Annotated in this window: 13 protein-coding genes; 6 read left to right on the top strand and 7 right to left on the bottom strand. The window is 43.0% G+C overall.

Annotated features, from left to right (window positions below):
* The first annotated feature begins 22 nt into the window (after positions 1–22).
* The 3 genes from CL667_16615 to CL667_16605 all read left to right on the top strand — a co-directional run bounded on the left by CL667_16615 (position 23) and on the right by CL667_16605 (position 3883).
* Entirely contained in the window at positions 23–1765 is a 1743-nt protein-coding gene (locus CL667_16615; protein MAL19322.1) for a GMC family oxidoreductase, read from the top strand.
* 18 nt (positions 1766–1783) lie between these two features.
* Positions 1784–2503 (top strand): transcriptional initiation protein Tat, encoded by a 720-nt coding sequence (locus CL667_16610; GenBank protein MAL19321.1) that lies wholly within the window; start codon positions 1784–1786, stop codon positions 2501–2503.
* Positions 2504–2665: 162 nt separating this feature from the next.
* Complete coding sequence (locus tag CL667_16605) at positions 2666–3883, top strand: hypothetical protein (protein ID MAL19320.1); 1218 nt, start codon at positions 2666–2668, stop codon at positions 3881–3883.
* On the opposite strand, the gene CL667_16600 is transcribed toward CL667_16605, so the two are convergent.
* A complete protein-coding gene (locus tag CL667_16600) occupies positions 3867–4778 on the bottom strand; it encodes a mechanosensitive ion channel protein MscS (protein MAL19319.1) in 912 nt (303 codons plus the stop codon). The two genes, CL667_16605 and CL667_16600, sit on opposite strands and share 17 nt — an antisense overlap.
* A 111-nt stretch (positions 4779–4889) precedes the next feature.
* On the opposite strand from CL667_16600, the gene CL667_16595 reads away from it, so the two are divergent.
* The 3 genes from CL667_16595 to CL667_16585 all read left to right on the top strand — a co-directional run bounded on the left by CL667_16595 (position 4890) and on the right by CL667_16585 (position 6957).
* The gene (locus CL667_16595) at positions 4890–5525 is read left to right on the top strand and encodes an antioxidant AhpC (protein MAL19318.1); all 636 of its coding nucleotides are present in this window, start codon (positions 4890–4892) and stop codon (positions 5523–5525) included.
* Positions 5526–5536: 11 nt separating this feature from the next.
* A complete protein-coding gene (locus CL667_16590; protein ID MAL19317.1) occupies positions 5537–6265 on the top strand; it encodes a metal-dependent hydrolase in 729 nt (242 codons plus the stop codon).
* Positions 6266–6630: 365 nt separating this feature from the next.
* Entirely contained in the window at positions 6631–6957 is a 327-nt protein-coding gene (locus tag CL667_16585) for an excinuclease ABC subunit C (GenBank protein ID MAL19316.1), read from the top strand.
* A gap of 164 nt (positions 6958–7121) precedes the next feature.
* Here CL667_16585 and CL667_16580 read toward each other — a convergent pair whose 3' ends face one another.
* The 6 genes from CL667_16580 to hppD form a co-directional block, all read right to left on the bottom strand.
* Positions 7122–9158: a hypothetical protein gene (locus CL667_16580; protein MAL19315.1), complete on the bottom strand. Its 2037-nt coding sequence runs from the start codon at positions 9156–9158 to the stop codon at positions 7122–7124.
* A 325-nt stretch (positions 9159–9483) separates the two neighbouring features.
* Positions 9484–11442, bottom strand: coding sequence for a hypothetical protein (locus tag CL667_16575; protein ID MAL19314.1), 1959 nt, complete (start codon positions 11440–11442; stop codon positions 9484–9486).
* 78 nt (positions 11443–11520) lie between these two features.
* Positions 11521–12255, bottom strand: a complete 735-nt coding sequence (locus tag CL667_16570) for a DUF305 domain-containing protein (protein MAL19313.1) — start codon at positions 12253–12255, stop codon at positions 11521–11523.
* A 134-nt stretch (positions 12256–12389) separates the two neighbouring features.
* A complete protein-coding gene (locus CL667_16565; GenBank protein MAL19312.1) occupies positions 12390–14180 on the bottom strand; it encodes a peptidase M61 in 1791 nt (596 codons plus the stop codon).
* A gap of 193 nt (positions 14181–14373) precedes the next feature.
* Positions 14374–15531: a homogentisate 1,2-dioxygenase gene (locus tag CL667_16560; GenBank protein ID MAL19311.1), complete on the bottom strand. Its 1158-nt coding sequence runs from the start codon at positions 15529–15531 to the stop codon at positions 14374–14376.
* Between the two features lie 77 nt (positions 15532–15608).
* Positions 15609–16688 carry a 4-hydroxyphenylpyruvate dioxygenase gene (gene hppD / locus CL667_16555; GenBank protein ID MAL19310.1) on the bottom strand — a complete coding sequence of 360 codons (1080 nt, stop codon included), beginning with the start codon at positions 16686–16688 and terminating at the stop codon, positions 15609–15611.
* Positions 16689–16786: the final 98 nt, after the last annotated feature.

The following is a 16786-nucleotide window of genomic DNA, read 5'->3' as shown; positions in this document are numbered from 1 at the left end:
TAACTCATAATCAAGACTTACTATGAGCTTTGAAATACTAAAAACCAATAAAGAATATGACGTAGTAATTGTAGGCTCCGGTGCCGGGGGCGGGATGTCTGCAAAAGTCCTGGCTGATGCCGGACTTGCTGTGGCTGTGATGGAAGCCGGGGGTGATTTTGATCCCGCCAAAGAAGAATACCGAACACAGTTGCGTTGGCCGTGGGAATCTCCACGGAGAGGCGCCGGCTCTACCCGACCTTTCGGGGATTTTGATGCAGCATGGGGAGGCTGGGATATTGATGGAGAACCCTACACCCGCAAAAACGGAACTCAATTTGACTGGTTTCGCTCCCGAATGCTCGGTGGAAGAACCAATCACTGGGGACGTATTTCACTTCGGTTTGGACCTAAGGATTTCAAGCGCAAAGATCATGATGGAATGGGCGCCAACTGGCCGATTGGCTACGAAGACATCAAACCCTATTACGATAAAGTCGATAAACTGATCGGTGTTTTCGGGACTAATGAAGGCTTGGAAAATGACCCGGATGGATTTTTCCTTCCCCCTCCCAAGCCAAGACTTCACGAAATGTACATCAAGAAAGGAGCTAAAAAAGCCGGCGTTCCCGTTATTCCTATGCGTATGTCGGTTTTAACCCGTCCCATAAATAACGAGCGGGGTGTTTGTTTTTATTGTAACCAATGTAACCGAGCTTGTAGTGCTTACGCAGACTTTTCTTCCAGTACCGCACTTATGAAACCGGCTATGCAGCAAGGTACGGTGGACCTTTATACCAACGCTATGGTTCGGGAAGTTACCACCAACAAAGAAGGATTGGCTACCGGTGTTTCTTATGTCAGCAAAGAGGACATGAAGGAGTATAAAATTAAAGCTAAAGTGGTAGTACTTGGTGCCTCTGCCTGTGAAACGGCCCGCATTATGCTGAATTCAAAGTCAACCGCGCATCCCGATGGTTTAGGTAATGGGAGTGGTATAATTGGCCGATATCTCCATGATTCAACCGGAGCGAGTCGTGGGGCTATTATGCCGGATTTGATTGACCGGGATCGTTACAACGAAGACGGGGTAGGCGGAGCTCACATCTACTCACCTTGGTGGCTGGATGGAGAGAAATTAGATTTCACCCGTGGATACCATCTGGAATTTTGGGGTGGTATGAGCATGCCGAGTTATGGATTTGGTTTTGGGATGGATAACATGCGCCAATATATAAAAGATGAAATGGGCAACCCTTCACCAAACGGCGGCTATGGAAAAGGCTTGAAAAACGACATTCGAAAAATCTACGGTTCCACGGTAGGTATCGCCGGTAGGGGTGAAAGTATTCCGCAATATGATAATTATTGTGAAATTGACCCCAATACGGTAGATCAATTTGGGATTCCGGTTCTTCGGTTCAATTATAACTGGACAGAGCACGAGATTAACCAAGCTAAGCACATGCAGGAAACGTTTGAAGAGGTGTTGACCGCCATGGGAGGTACATTACTGGGTAACAAGCCGGGTGAAGAAGATAACTACGGATTGGCTGCACCGGGACGTATTATCCATGAAGTTGGAACTACCCGTATGGGAGACGACCCAAACACATCTGTGCTGAACAAACATTCGCAGGCTCATGAGTGTAAAAACCTCTTTGTGGTAGATGCCGGGCAGTTTGTTTCTCAAGCCGATAAGAATCCAACCTGGACCATTCTTGCACTCTCATGGCGTGCGTCTGACTACATCGTAGATCAACTCAAAAAACAGAACTTAAAATAAGCAGAGGCTTTAGTTATTATGGACAGAAGAGAACACCTTAGACTACTGATTTCAGGTTCATTTGGAGCAGGATTTATCCTAAACGGGCCTTCTGAAATATCCCAGAAAGACCTTGAAACCAGTGAAAAACTCATTGAAAAAAACGGAGGCGGATATGGCCGAACCGATGCTGAAGTTCAGCGCGACAATCGGCTACATGCTGAATCCTTTTTCACTGAACACGAACTTAAAACAGTTGCCGTACTAAGTGATATCATCATCCCAGCTGATGATGTTTCAGGAAGTGCTACCGATGCCGGAGTACCGGAATTCATGGAATTCATTATGAAAGATATGCCGTACCTCCAAACCCCCACCCGTGGTGGAATCATGTGGTTAGATAATGAGTCCAAAAAGAGATTTGGTAAAGTTTTTATCAATGCCTCTTCGAAGCAGCAACTAGAGCTTGTAGACGACATCGCCTATCCGGATAATGCAAAACCGGATATGGAATATGGAGTAAACTTCTTCAACAGGATGAGAAACCTGACAGCCACCGGCTTCTTTACTACAGAAATGGGTATTAAAGATATGGACTACAAAGGAAATCAGGCTAACATCTGGGATGGTGTTCCTGAAAACGTTCTCAAAAAACATGGCATGTCTTACGACAAGAAAACGCTGGAAGAGTGCGTGCAAAACAGTGAAAGAGGCATCGTCGCAAAATGGGATGATAACATGAACCTGATTCGTGAGTAGTGAACGCTTAACTATCACTCCATTTTAACCAAGTTTTATAAGAGCGTTTATATCTTTTTTCAAAGCCTTGTAGTTTTGTTCCTTAAGTTCGCGTCGGAATAAAATTTAAGCTTTTTCAAGATCTTGACAAAAATATACCTGTTTCTTCTCCTCACAGCTTTATTGCCTGTATTTTCTTTTGCTCAAACAGAAATTAGCACTAATAAAGACGCTTTAAGTGTTTACTTAGATTGCAGGGGCTGTAGTAGCAGCTATGTGCAAACTGAAATAGCCTTTGTGAATTTTGTAAGAGATCAGTCCGATGCGGATGTTCATCTTTTTGTAACTATTCAGGGCACGGGAAGTGGCGGCAGAGAACACACCCTAAATTATATTGGAAAAGGTTCCTATGAAGAAGAGTCACAAGTCATCAAGTTTATTAGCCCTGAGTCGGATACTGATGACGAGAGAAGAACAAAGCTCGTAAAGCATGTGAAATTAGGTCTTATAGGCTTTTTGGGGCAAAGCAATATCCTTTCTGACCTTGATGTTATATTTAACGGCTCTCTTACTGATACAGAATTAATACCTAATGAAGATAAATGGAACAGTTGGGTTTTTGAGCTTCGTGCAAACACAAATTTTAGCGGAGAGCAATCACAGCAAAACTTTTCACTTGGTGGTAGTTTTGAAGCCCAGAGAATAACCGACAAGTGGAAAATAAGATTAGACTATAATCAAGACTATCGCAGTCGAACTTTTCATTCCACGGATGATGATGGGAATAAAGAAAAAGACGTGTTCATCACAGAAAGCCAACGATTTTTTGGCCTTGTTGCACGCAGCCTTTCGGATCACTGGACCGTTGGAGCTTACCAAAGAATAAGATCCTCAACCCAGGACAACATTGATTTAAGCATTGGCGTAACCCCTTCCATTGAATACAGCTTGTTCCCATATCGGGAATTTACACGCAGAGAAGTTACCGTGAGGTATGGTATACTTGGATCACTGTATCAGTACACAGAACCTACGATTTTTCAAAAAACAGAAGAATTCTTGTGGCGGCAAGAGCTTTCAATACGAATGGATTTCACCCAGCCTTGGGGAAGTATTAATGGAAATATTAATGCCGGCAACTATATGAATGACTTTAGTAAAAACAGAGTATACTTTGGCTCACGGTTTAATATTAGAATAGTACGTGGCTTTTCTGTCTTCTTCTCAGCACGATATTCTCTGATTAACGATCAAATTGCGTTACCTGCCGGTGAAACCACTGAAGAAGAGCTTCTATTAAATCTCCGCCAACAGGCCACCTCCTATAACTACGGCGGCTCTATTGGCTTTGAATTTAACTTTGGATCCGTTTACAACAACGTTATTAATCCGCGTTTTTAGGAGTTTTATTTCCGTTTGAAATCATGGAAGCGCTCAGTTGCTCTCCTCCTCTGATTCCAAAATCGAGCGTTCTGATTGGGAATGGAATCATAATATCGTTCTCATCAAAAGCTTTTTTAAGCGCCATAATAGCTTCACTTTGTGCTCCCCAATATTGAGGCAGTTCCTGAAATGAAATCCAGAACCGAAGTGTAAAGTTGATGGAGCTGTCACCAAATTCATTATAGTAAAGCTCTACATCTTTGGATGTATCTCTACTTTCAAGCCCTTCAACAGCCTCTATAGCTATTTTTTTGGCTTTTTCAAGATCATCACCATAAGAAACACCGCACGATAAATCGATTCTTCTTTCTCCATTCTTAGTATAGTTCTTGAATGGATTTTCATATACTACCTTATTGGGCACATAAATAATCTGACCCTGTGGTGTTCGGATTACCGTGTTTCTAAGATTAAGCTTCATCACAGTACCAAAGTGATCGTTAGTATCTATGATATCACCAATACCGAAAGGATGGCGAACTGAGAGTAAGATACCTGAAATGAAATTGGAGGCGATATCCTGAAAGGCAAAACCTAAAGCCAAACCTATAATACCAGCACCGGCTAGAAGACTCGTAACTACTCCGGAGAGATTTAATATACTTAGCGCAAAGAAAACACCTATACCTATTACCAGAACGGCCATTATAGTTTGAGCCAGTCCTGTCACGGTTTTATTCTTAGTCACTTTGGAAAGAACTTTTCCAACAAAATTCTTTATGACTTTGGCTAACGCATAGAAGACAATAACCACCAAGAGCGCCACGGCAAGGTTGGGCAACATTTCGATGGTGGTGTTAAGCCACGTTTCTAATTTCCCCGTTACTAGTTTGTAGATGCTTTCAATTTCCATATGGTCTAAATTGTTTGCTGTTATTGAGTTACGTTACTATGAAGGATATTCCGTAAGATATTGTTCCATTCATATCGTCATTAAAGAAATACTAATTTCTTAACTAACCACATGAGATACTTTTTAAAAACAAACCTGCTTTTATTCTTATTATTTCTGTTACCTCTTTCGCTGTTACAAGCTCAGGATTATGCTGAAAGTGCTGATCAAGTGACTCCGCTGCTAATCAGTTCACAGATCCCTGATGTGTCACTCACGTCTATTGAAGGAGAAACAGTAAACCTTCGAAACATGGTGTCTCAGAAGCCAACCATTTTGGTTTTCTATCGCGGTGGATGGTGCCCTTACTGCAACCGCCACCTTTCTGAGTTGCAGAAAATTGAAGACGAGTTGTATGATATTGGATATCAGTTGGTGGCTATAAGTCCCGACCGACCCGAAAAGCTAAAAACAGCCTTAATGGAAAATGAACTCAATTATACGCTTCTTTCCGACAGCCCCATGGAAGCAACCAAGGCGTTTGGCATTGCTTTTAAAGTGGATCAAAAAACAGTAGACAGATATAAGTCAGTTGGTATTGACCTTGAAGCAGATTCAGGGTATGATCATCACCTGCTTCCAGCTCCAGCCGTTTATATTCTGAATACCGACGGCATGGTGAAGTTCAATTATATCAACCCAAATTACAGAGAACGCATTAATGGTGACGTCCTTCTTACGGCAGCAAAAGCTTATTATGAGGAATAAAACTCTACACTATGGCCGGTAAAAAAACCTACAGTAAAAAGCAGTATCAGGTTGCCGGCTTACAGGTTGATGTGCTTCGAAAGAACGTCAAGAATCTAAATCTGCGGGTTTATCCGGCAGAAAAGCAGGTTCGAATTTCAGTCCCCAGACGAATCTCTGACAATGAAGTCGTCCGCTTTATCGAGGCTAAAATGCCGTGGATTCGAAAGCACCTTGCTAACTATAAAACAAAGCCCAAAAGACCTGCTCTAAAATACGTCTCCGGCGAAAAACATCTTGTATGGGGAAAAGAGTATGAGCTTTCTGTATTCGAGAAAGAGGAAGCTTCTCAGGTACTTATTGAAGACGATAGCCTCATCCTTCAAATTCGCCCTGGATCTGACAAAGCCAAACGAGCTTCTGTTTTAAAGGAGTGGTATCGGTCGGAACTTAAAAAAGTCATCCCGCAAATGATCGAAAATTGGGAACCACAAATGGGTGTAGCGGTTGCTGAATTTGGAGTCAAAAAGATGAAAACCCGCTGGGGCACCTGTAATATCAGAGCCCGCAGGATTTGGCTCAATTTAGAACTCGCCAAGAAAAGACCTGAGCTATTAGAATATGTAGTGATTCACGAAATGGTGCACCTACTGGAACGCCTTCACAGCAAACGCTTCTACGGATTTATGTCCAAATTTCTCCCCGAATGGAAGTCGCTGAAAGATGAGCTGAATGGAAAGTCGTCTATCTCGGATTGTTAGTTTTTTAAGCCCGTCATCGCGAGGAGCACCCTAATTATTGCAGAGCTCGATTTTTAACGACGCGGCGATCTTTTCGCACTACCTCTGATACCTATTCAGGGAGATTGCTTCGTCGCTATACTTTTCAAACCTAATTTATACTTCCCACACTCCTCGCAATGACGAATAAATTGGGGTATAAAATAAAACACGTCATCGCGAGGAGCACCCTAATTATTGCAGAGCTTGATCTATAACGACGCGGCGATCTTCATGCACTACTTCAAATACTTATTCAAGGAGATTGCTTCGTCGCTATACTTACCAAACCTAATTTATTTTCCCAGTCTCCTCGCAATGACGTTTCTGATTTACTATAATTTAATATGGCACGAGATAAAAACCTCTACGTTTACATTCTCACGAATAAGAATCATACCGTTTTATATACTGGTGTCACTAGTGATCTGGTAAACCGAGTCTGGCAACATAAAAACAGGCAAGTCAAAGGTTTCACCAAACGATATAATCTAGATCAATTAATATATTTTGAAGGGCCTGGCGATCCTATTTACGCAATTGAAAGAGAGAAACAAATCAAATCGGGTTCCAGGCAGAAGAAAATTGATTTAGTTAATTCTATGAACCCTACGTGGAAAGACCTTTATAATGATATTATACCCGGTGGTTTTAAAGACCCTAACAAAATGTAGTATAAGCCTGTCATCGCGAGGAGCACCCTAATTCTTTCAAAGCTTGATTTGTTACGACGCGGCGATCTTTACGTACTACTTCGGATACCTATTCAATGAGATTGCTTCGTCGCTATACTTTTCAAACCTGATTTATTTTCCTAATCTCCTCGCAATGACGAGAATTAAAGTGAAGAGATATCCTGCTTATTCGAAGCTACAATCTCCAATTCAATTTCCTTCTGGATTTTCTTTCCGCTGATTTCATCGGTTACTTTAAAAGAAAATGTGTAGCTACCGGTTTCCAATTCTCTTGTAAGAATGGAAAGGTTTTGTACGTATCGGGAGCCTCTCACTTGCTGGGTGAACGATAGACTCACTTCACGGTCTCTCCCCAATAGCCACTGCATGCGGCGATCTTGAGTAATTTCATAATCGATGGTAAAACTGGACAATCCTTCGTCACCTTCTTCCAGGTGGTAAATCTGGAAATGAATGGCTAATTCTTCACCCTGAGGAATCTTTTTGTTATTGGCTACTACAAATGGAAAAAGTACATTTGTGGCGTCCGTGTTCATTTGATAGCCCAGAATTAAATCGGACATTTGAAGTTTTTCGGGGTCAGAGTTTAGCGGTTTGGGAAGCTCTGATTCCAGTTTTCCTATTCCGCGCAGTGATGCCGGAAACGGCGAATCCTCTAGGGCAGGTTTGGTCCCTGAGTTTTCGTTGTGCAGCTCCGCAAACAAGGTTAGCTTTTGGTTCTCTTCCAGAAACGGAACTTTAAACACACTGCTGCTTGGGGTTTTCCCTTCTAGATCTAGTACCAAATTCGCTTGCTCCCGGGACTGACTCAGCAGTTCCCCGTCTTCCCCATTTACCTTCACCCCATGGTTGAGTTTATACTCGTTGAGTACGGTTTGATTCGGCACTGAATCCCCGGGAAATAGAATATCCTGATTGGCAATTAGATCATCTAAGAAAGGCGCACCGGGCTGACTTTCCAAAAAGGTAAACGCAGCTGGCCGGTTCTGTTCATCTAGAATGCGGTAGTGGTGGGCTGAAAGCTCGATGGAAGGAAAAGCCTTTGCATAGGTAGATTGTTCCGGCGGGGCTTCCTTCAGGTTATTAATCGTGATTGTTCTAGATCGTTCCTCCTGCATAGGCCCTTGATGTTTTCCCAACCTGGGGTCACCTGGATCTGCCCTATTCCATTCGAAGTTTAATTGGTCAAATCTACTTGCGAAGAAAAAATCGTACGAGGATAACTTTAAGTAATAATTGTATTGCATTACCATGCCTGGAGTAACTTTCTCTCCCGGAGTTGTTTTTCTACCGGTTAAAGACTTAAAGGCATACCGTCCATCATTTTGACTAAATGCTTCATTTGGGATAAAATCTTCTACTTTTTCAACTTCACTGAACCCACCAATAGCTTTATCGCCAAATATTTTCACTAAGTTAAATTGCATCGCAGGATTGGGCTTCTCGTACACCCAGACTTCGTAGTAGGGAGCGGGATCAATGGCAGGCAGTACATTAGCCATTGCTTCAGGATTACAGCCCGACGGGCAGTTCGTAAAAATATCTGCTCGTGTGATATTAAGAATCCCGGAATCTTTCTTATCCGGTTCTCCATATTGCACATACACAATCCCCCGGTCGTCAGTAGCATAAGGCGGGTCGTCTTTACGGTCAAAATGCTCTCGGGCGTAGGCTATGCGTTCCCAATGTTCTATCAGCCGTTCGTTATAGCGGGTTCCCGGAGTGGGGTCAAGCTGTTCCCAAAAGACCCGTATTTGATCGTATAAATCTGAATCGCCTTTCTCTAACATATCCTTCCAACGATTCACCTGCTCATTATCAAACGCCAGGCTTGAAAGTAAAGGCTCCAACAACTGGATTTCTTTAGCCAATGCTTCCTGGTTGGGCTCAACATCCCTTCCACTTAGGCCCCAAGTGTACATAGAAGAAGCAGTCTCATAATAATCACGAAGGTTATGATCGGTAGTCAAACGAATATATTCCCGGCCAATGGCAAGGCTTGGATGCTCTAACTCTTCAACAGCTGAGGCCCAAAGCTCCAGAGCTTCTTCAAATTCACCCGCAGCTTCAAGCTGATAGCCTTTTTCCAGTAAAGCCTTCTCTCCAGACTGTTTTGAAAAATCACCTGCTATAAAGGCAATCAGCAAGTATAAAATAATATGGCAAGCTTGCTTGTACATGCTCACAAATTATAAAAAAATAGATAGTAAGCAAGTATTTGGGTTTTATATTGCATGTTGAACTTTTTTAGACTTCCCTGAAAGATGAGCTGAATGGAAAGTCAGCTATTTCGGATTGTTAGTAGACTACACTTTAACTATTTGCCATACTAAGACTTCTTAAGCAAGGAAAGATTCAGGAAATTCAAGCTATAGGTACAGGTCAGATATTATCTGAAATGTGATCGGAAGAACCCCTCGCGTGTACGTCCTTCTCAAAACAAAAAACCCCCATCTCAGAAAACCTGAAATGGGGTTTGGAAATACTATTAAAAACTACTTACAACTACATAGAAGCTAAACCTTTCAAGGTCTCTGCAAGATTCATCATCTTGGTAGAGTTCATTGAGTTTCCTGCTTTGCTTTCTACGTTGTTAGCAAGCTCGGTCAGGATTTCAGATTTCTTAGAACCTGAAGACTTCTCTGCTTGGGAAATGCTTGCACGCATTGAAGCTACTTCCGCATTACTTAGCTCTTTGTCTCGGGCAAGCTGATCTACGTAAGCTTTAGCAAGCGCATAGGTTGTTGGCCAGGTATATTTTGGCTGACCCTGTGCGTTCAGGTAATCAAGCTTTACAGATTTGGCCGCATCAATTTCATTTTGGGTAAGCAGTGGGTTTGGTGACAACTCAAAAATGTCCATTCCACGAGCTATTTCAGAGTTCACAATAACTCCGTTGTACCAGTACACTGACCAGCTTCCGCCCATCTGCATACGGGTTGAATCAACAGGTCCTCGATCGTGGTACGCAATCTCTATCGGGTTGGAAACGTCAGTCCAGTCAAAGACAGAAATTCCGCCCTGATACCAAGACTGTACCATAATATCACGGCCCGGGACTGGAATCATAGATCCATTATGAGCCACACAATTTTCTTGTTCAGTTTGTGGAGCCGGTAATTTATAATAGCTCTCAAACTCCATTTTGTTGTCCTCATTGATAGTGAACAAAGCATTTGCTCCCCATTCGTAAGGATCCGTTTCACGGCATTTTGGCTGTCCGCCACCGCCCCACTCATCTGTGAACAGAACTTTAGAACCGTCATTACTGAAGGTAGCTGAATGCCAGTATGAGAAGTTAGAATCTGCAACTGCGTCAATTCGCACAGGGTTAGCAGGGTCAGAAATATCAAGCAGTAGTCCGTATCCCTCGCATGCACCACCAGCTAAACCGATTTCAGGATATAAAGTGATGTCATGGCACTGATCGGGGCCTCGCTGTACACCTTCCTCTTCTTCGTCATTTCCACCAAACTGTTGATCCATCATGGCTTGGAGATTTTCTCTTAGGAAAGTACTGTCAGCAGCATTCGGCTCTGCACCTTCGCCTCTGTTTTGCTGAGCAATATTCTGAAGAACTGGAGTCAGAAATCTACTTGGAACGATTCGTTCGCGACCAAAATATACAGCTGTAAAAGCACCTGCATCTTTAGCATCCTGTAAAGCTTGTCGGTCAGCCGGAGCCATACCGTGTGTAGGAGCTTCAGTAAGGTTTTCAAAAATTCGAGGTGAGCTTACAATAGCTGCTTCTTCAGGATTATTGAGAGGTACCTTAATAACTTCAATCCTAAACAAAGCTGAATTCGGATCTTCATCAGGGGAAGCGGCAGAACATCCGGGAAGCTCTTCATCTGGACGAACCGGAGCAGAACCGGAAACATAAACATATACATTCTCGTCGTCTTCAGGATCTTTCAACACGGAGTGTGTATGAGATCCACGGCAAGTCTGAACGTTTGCTACATACTCTGGCTGCTCGATATTGGTAATATCAAAAATACGAATACCACGCAGGCGTTCTTCACTTACTGTTTCGTCAACACCTTCGGTACCGCAATCAATACGGCCGCCAAGTCCTTCACCGGAAACAAACATCAAGTTTCCGAATACAGAAACATCACTTTGCGATGCCGGACACAGATAATCAGTAACTAACGAAGGTGAACGAGGGTTGGAAATATCCCAAATCATCACTCCATTATAATTTCCCTGAAAAACATAATTGTCACGGAAAGCCAGGTCAGAATTAGTTACACCAATAAAGTCATCAGTAGGAGGTGTTTGAGATAACATATTCAGGTTCCAGGTTGCTTCCTGGGCATCAAATAGTCCGGCCTTCAATCCTACACGGGGATCAGGGGATGGCGGTGAAGCCTCAGTTACGGGCTTTGGTTCAATAGACGGCATCATGCTTGAAGCATCATCATCCATCATAGAAGAGGATGTACATGCGGCAGCGCCCATAAGCACTGACAGCATAAGCGTTAAAAATAGTTTCGATCTAGTCATAGGTAGTTGTACTGGGTTAGAGTTAATTATATTCTATTGTTGGGTAGAGGCTGTAATTTGGTCGAGCATGAGTTGCATCCTTTCAATTTCAGTTCGCTGATCTACCTGAATTTCGGAGGCTATTTTAAATGAAGCATCGTCTAAAGCAGCACCATCGGTATCAAAAAGTTTGGTAACCATGGTTACCGCTCCTTTATGATGAGCAATCATATATTTGAGAAACAGCCGATCAAATTCCTGCCCTTTAGCCTCACTAAGTTCTTTGAGCTGTGCCGGAGATAACATCCCGGCCATATTGGTGTGATCCATTTTCATGTGATCTTCACCGAGACCATGAATCATTAGATTCAGTCCATTAATATGAACTTCAGGAACCGGCTGGTCACGATCGCGCAGCCATGTTTGCATGGACTTAATTTCATCTTTTTGTGCATTGATAATTCTTGAAGCAAGCGTTTGCACCTGTGGGCCTGCATTATTTTCCGGAGCCAGCCTTGACATAATTAATGCCTGGGCATGGTGAGCTATCATTCCGGTCATAAATTTCACATCCGCTTCCGTGAAATTCATCTTGGCGCTATCCTGACGAGCCCAATACAACTCCTCCATTTCAGCGGCACTCATACCCGAATTTGATGAAGTAGTTTCTGAGTTCGTTGATGATTCCTCTGTTGAGGCTTGCTCTGTAGATTTACAGGCCGATAAACCAGCTACTACAATCACAATGAAGCTGATTTTGAATAGTTTACTTATAAAACTGCTATGCATTTTCTTGATTTCTGTCCTTTAACTTTCTAAACATCTCTCCACTAACCATGCTTATAATAAGAGCATTCAGGGTGAAAAACCATCAGCAAATGTAAATGCTCTAATCAAGTACTCATCATTTTAGTCACAAAACTTTAGTTCTTTAACCAAGCTGATCTACGGTCTTTTTTCTTTTTATCTGCTTTTGAATTTAGCTCCGTCTTTAAGCTTGGGTCTTCAGTCAAAGTAACGTTTACCGTCTTCTCTTCTCCCCAACGGCTAAAGGTGATGGTGACTTCATCTCCCGGCTTGTAGTTGTCAAGGATCTCATCCACACTTTCAACATCGCTGAGTTTAGTTCCTGCAATTGCCGTAATCTCGTCTTCAGACTCTATTCCCACATCATAAATGGGTGAACCCATAATGGCATTGGACTCCAAACTCCCGACTCCTTCCTCAATTTCAATATCCGTTCCCAGCGAAGCCTTACCCGGATTGGCTTTTGTCAAATTCACCCCAACATTTGCCAGAAGCTTTTGGTAGTCCGGCACTTTGCTGTCAAAAATGAAATTATCGAAGAACTGAATCGCAAAACTATCATTCACATATTCTGAAAGAGTAGCCTGAATATCACGAACCGAATAAGGCACTTCGGTTTTACCAAACTTTTGCCACATCATTTTCATGAAATCATCCAGATTCTTACCGTCATCTAAACTTCGTAAGGAAAGATCCAGCGCTAGACCTAACACGCTTCCATAGGTGTAATACGAAATAAAGGTATTGTCTTTGTTTTGAGGATCGACGGAAGTAGCTGCATCAACAAATGGAGCCTGATAACTCATTTCAATAGGATTAGAAAACTGTCGTGCCGGATTATTAATCACGTAATTCAACCCGCGATCTAATCCCTCGATATATTCTTCATCTTCGTTGATTCCCGCCCGGGCTAAAATAAGTCCGGTGTAGTAGCTGGTAAAGCCTTCCGCAAACCAAAGCTCACCGCTCATATTCGCTTCTTCAAAATCAAAGGGCTCAAGGCTGGCTGGACGGATTCGCTCTACATTCCACGCATGCACAAACTCGTGAGAGATCGTACCTATACTTGTATTTGCGAGAGGCTCATCTAAATCTTTTGAGTTCGTGACAATCGTAGAATTCCGATGCTCCATCCCGTCTCCACTGGCATTCGGCATATAGCAATTCAGAAATACATATTCCCCATAATCGAAATCCGGAAGCTCCCCGAATACGGCTTCCTGAGCTTTTACAATCGCCATTACTTTTCCGAAATATTCATCTACTTCTTCGTCTGATGCCGGAGTATGGAGGGCCATTTTTATGGTTTGTCCGTTTAGTTGCTCCTGTCGTTCATGAAAGTCAGCAATCTCGACCGGACTATCTAAAAAGTAGTATAAATCAGGAGCGTAATATGTAGTTCCTTTGAGTGGTTTGAGTTGAGTCGCTATCTTCCATTCTAAATCTTCCCGAACATCAAAAGTAATTTCAATCGGGCGATGACCATAATCTCTCGCCCATGCAAAAGTCGCCGGCATATTGAGGTGCGCATGCGTTTCATCAACCTGTGAGTAGGTTCCATCTCCACGATTCGCAAAAAGGGTGTATTCAAACTTCACGGTTCCATCATGTCCGCTTACATTCCATTGGTGAGGATTTGGTCGGGTGACTTCCAGCTCATTCCCTTCACTATCTGTCGCCTTTACTCCGTATACATTTTTTGCAAATTCATGCAGGGCGTATCTGCCGGGTGAAGTTCTACTCATTCGAACTTCCAATACTTTGTTTTCGAGATTGGTAAAAGTAACAGATATTTCCGCTTCGTGATGAACAGCGTTATCGAAGGAGATCTCGTAGTTGGTGGTAGTCTGTGCGGTAAGTGATAAGGTGAGGAGTGATATAGTGAGCGTTAGCAGAACTTGTCTCATGACGAAATTTTGAGATTAGAATTGGATGGAAGGAATATGAAGAGGAATCAAAAGAGGTGCAATACTGAATAAAGAAAACGGATTAGAACACAGATAACGCTGATTATACTGATAGTCACTGATCTTTTATCCATTTTTAATATATCTGTGATTATCCTTCAATCTGTGTCACCCGCGTTCCATATCATTATCATTACTTATCCTCTAGCCAGGAATACGGGTAGCTTGGATCATCTAACCGCATGGCTTCTTCCGTCACATACATCGGATGGAAGGTATCGATCATCACGGCATATTCGTCGGTTTCTTCGGCTCCGATGCTTGCTTCTGCTTTTCCGGGTTGCGGTCCGTGGGGAATGCCTCCGGGATGCAGGGTGATATCTGCATAACCAATTCCTTTTCGGCTCATGAAGTCGCCTTCCACATAATAGATCATCTCGTCTGAATCGACGTTAGAGTGGTTATAGGGCGCCGGAATGGAATCGGGATGATAATCAAACTTGCGTGGACAGAAACTGCATACCACATAATTATGCCCACGGAAAGTTTGGTGAACTGGAGGCGGCTGATGGATGCGGCCGGTAATCGGTTCAAAATCTTTGATGTTGAAAATCCACGGATACAAGTAGCCATCCCAACCAACCACATCGCAAGGATGATGATCAAAAGTGTAGTGATGGAACCGGCCATCTTTTTTAATTCGTACTTCAAATTCACCTTCTTCAGGATGAAAAAGTTGCTCAGAAGGCAACCTGAAATCCCGTTCACAAAACGGAGAGTTCTCCATGAACTGTCCCATTTCAGAAAGGTATCTCTTAGGGAAATCGATAGGCCCGGTTGATTCAGCAAACAAAAACCGATTTTCATCCGTCTCAAAATTCATTTGATACGTTGTGCCTCTTGGGAGAAAAATATAATCGCCATAGCCAAAATCGAGACGGCCAAATACGGACTGAACATGCCCTTCACCTTCGTGAATAAAGAGCAGTTCATCATGCTCTCCATTGCGATAGAAGTAATCCATATTTCCGGTCGGCCGAGCCGTTCCAATCTGAATATCATTATTAAACATCAGCACTTTCCGTCCGGTGATGGGATCTCCCCCTGCCGGAATATCTTTCGTTTTCAGCAACCGGTGCCGCAGTGTTTTCTCATCTGCTTTCTTAACGGATATTTCTGCCCCTTCCTCAATTTTCAGCACCCGCGTTGGCATGTGATGATGATAAAGCAGCGAGCTATTCCCATGAAACCCTTCTGCTCCGAATAACTCCTCGGTGTACAGCTCACCATCCGGCCGGCGAAATATGGTATGACGTTTATGCGGAATCTTTCCTAATGCGTGGTAATACATAATGTTAAATTTTGAATTTTAAATGTTAAATGGCTTGATGTCCATTTAACATTCAACATTTAGGCATTTAAAATTTATCAGAGATTTCCTCGAGCGTCTTGTTCGCGTTCGATGGCTTCGAAGAGGGCTTTGAAGTTTCCTTTTCCAAAACCTCGGGCTCCTTTTCGCTGGATAATTTCAAAAAACAGTGTTGGCCGATCTACAACCGGTTTTGTGAAAATCTGAAGCAGATAGCCTTCGTCATCGCGATCAACCAGAATGCCCAGTTCTTCGAGTTTTTCGGTAGGCTCATCAATTTCACCAACCCGATCTTCCAGTTCCTCATAATAAGTAGTAGGCACTTTCAGGAATTCAACACCACGATCTCGGAGTTTGGTAACGGTGTCAATAATATCTCCGGTTAATAAAGCCACGTGCTGCACGCCGGGGCCTTCAAAGAAATCCAGGTATTCTTCAATTTGAGATTTCTTTTTGCCATCAGCCGGCTCGTTGATGGGGAATTTGATCATTCCCCGTCCGCCGGCCATCACACGACTCATCAAAGCAGAATATTCAGTAGAAATATCTTTGTCATCAAAGCTGATGTATTGGGTAAAGCCAAGTACGTCTCTGTAAAACGCTACCCAGTCATCCATTTTACCCAATTCTACATTTCCTACGCAATGATCAACAAACTCCACCCCAACCGATTCTGTTTTAACTAAGCTTTCTTTGGGTTGAAATCCCGGCATAAAAAGCCCTTTATAGTTTGAACGATCAATAAAGGAGTGAATGACATCTCCGTACGTTTTTATGGCTGCTTTTCGGATGGTGCCGTGCTCATCTTTCAAATCATGAGGCTCCAATACTGGCTCTGCTCCACGCTTCACCGATTCGTTAAACGCTCGGTCCACATCCTCTACATGCATGGCTATATCTTTGATTCCATCACCGTGTTTATTCGTGAATTTCGCGATGGGTGAGTTACTGTTGAGAGGAGCTGAAAGTACAAACCGGATATTTCCCTGTTCCAAATAATAGGACGCCCGATCACGGATACCCGTTTCCAACCCGGAGTAGGCTTTCAATTCAAACCCAAAAGTCGTGATGTAAAAGTGAGCCGCCTGCTTAGCGTTGTTCACATAATGTTCTACATAATCGACGTCCTGAAGGCCCAGGTGATCATCAAATTTCTCTTCAACCGGTCGTTTGAGCGTATCTTGTTGGTCAGCCATTTTCTTACTTTCTTAAAAATTCGTTTCAGAAGTCCTGCTCT

The sequence above is a fragment of the Balneola sp. genome, from assembly GCA_002694685.1.
Lineage (GTDB): Bacteria > Bacteroidota > Rhodothermia > Balneolales > Balneolaceae > Gracilimonas.
The sequence above is the reverse complement of the archived record's forward strand: the minus strand, read 5'-3'. Positions and strand labels throughout refer to the sequence as shown.

Coding starts and splice junctions, on each gene's coding strand:
- CL667_16615 (MAL19322.1), top strand. CDS start 23: ATGAGCTTTGAAATACTAAAAACCAATAAAGAATATGACGTAGTAATT.
- CL667_16610 (MAL19321.1), top strand. CDS start 1,784: ATGGACAGAAGAGAACACCTTAGACTACTGATTTCAGGTTCATTTGGA.
- CL667_16600 (MAL19319.1), bottom strand. CDS start 4,778: ATGGAAATTGAAAGCATCTACAAACTAGTAACGGGGAAATTAGAAACG.
- CL667_16595 (MAL19318.1), top strand. CDS start 4,890: ATGAGATACTTTTTAAAAACAAACCTGCTTTTATTCTTATTATTTCTG.
- CL667_16590 (MAL19317.1), top strand. CDS start 5,537: ATGGCCGGTAAAAAAACCTACAGTAAAAAGCAGTATCAGGTTGCCGGC.
- CL667_16585 (MAL19316.1), top strand. CDS start 6,631: ATGGCACGAGATAAAAACCTCTACGTTTACATTCTCACGAATAAGAAT.
- CL667_16580 (MAL19315.1), bottom strand. CDS start 9,158: ATGTACAAGCAAGCTTGCCATATTATTTTATACTTGCTGATTGCCTTT.
- CL667_16575 (MAL19314.1), bottom strand. CDS start 11,442: ATGGGCGCTGCCGCATGTACATCCTCTTCTATGATGGATGATGATGCT.
- CL667_16570 (MAL19313.1), bottom strand. CDS start 12,255: ATGCATAGCAGTTTTATAAGTAAACTATTCAAAATCAGCTTCATTGTG.
- CL667_16565 (MAL19312.1), bottom strand. CDS start 14,180: ATGAGACAAGTTCTGCTAACGCTCACTATATCACTCCTCACCTTATCA.
- CL667_16560 (MAL19311.1), bottom strand. CDS start 15,531: ATGTATTACCACGCATTAGGAAAGATTCCGCATAAACGTCATACCATA.